A 524-nucleotide genomic window follows, 5' to 3' on the forward strand; every position below is an offset into this window, starting at 1 on the left:
GCCGCCGAGGCCAGCCCGGTTGCCATGCCCACCCAGCCCAGAATCCGCCCGGCGTTTTCATTGCCGGTGGCCAGCAAGGCTATCGAGGCCACATCCGCTGCCAGCGACACCACACTCAAGGTCGCGGTGGTGACTGCCGTTACATAGCTGGCGGTCAGTGCCGCCGTGGGCGCCGCCAACGCACCCAGGGAAGCCACGGTGCCGACCAGTGCCAGCGCGAGACCGGCCGCCGGCAACAGCCAGTCCAGCCATGAATGGCCCGACGGGTCGATGCGGTTGACCGGGTCGCCGGCGCAATAGGCATAGCCATTGAGCCCGCCTTCGCCGAAGGGGCTGAGGCTGTCGCGGCTGTGGAAGCGCATCAGCACCGGGTTATAGATGCGGTAATCGCCCAGGAAGTACCAGCCGCTGTCCTGTTCGCGCAAGGCGCCGGCGTAGCCCAGTCGGCTGGTGCCGGGCTGGCTCTGGCCGTAGGCGCCGTAGACCGGGGTGTTCAGGCTGTCGTTGGCCTCAGTGGTTATCGA

1 protein-coding gene is annotated in these 524 nt (G+C 67.7%); it reads right to left on the reverse strand.

The features are described from left to right. On the reverse strand, nt 1–524 hold a 524-nt coding region (locus JQ845_RS22780; RefSeq protein WP_203009507.1), incomplete at both ends, for an RHS repeat-associated core domain-containing protein.

This window comes from Pseudomonas paraversuta, from assembly GCF_904063065.1.
GTDB lineage: Bacteria > Pseudomonadota > Gammaproteobacteria > Pseudomonadales > Pseudomonadaceae > Aquipseudomonas > Aquipseudomonas paraversuta.